The following is a 281-nucleotide window of genomic DNA, read 5'->3' on the forward strand; positions in this document are numbered from 1 at the left end:
AGGCACAGCAGATGTCGCCTGATCCACCGCTATCGCAGCCTCGCCGGGGCTCGACAGCTCCCACCTTTGATCTTCATCCAGACTGAAATCCCGGGTCCACCACCAATCCCCTGTGGGAGCTGTCGAGCTTTAGCGAGGCTGCGATGGCGGTGGCACAGGCACAGCAGATGTCGCCTGATCCACCGCCATCGCAGCCTCGCCGGGGCTCGACAGCTCCCACCTTTGATCTTCATCCAGACTGAAATCCCGGATCCACCGCCAATCCCCTGTGGGAGCTGTCG

This window comes from Pseudomonas sp. 25 R 14 (assembly GCF_900004755.1).
Taxonomy (GTDB): domain Bacteria; phylum Pseudomonadota; class Gammaproteobacteria; order Pseudomonadales; family Pseudomonadaceae; genus Aquipseudomonas; species Aquipseudomonas brenneri.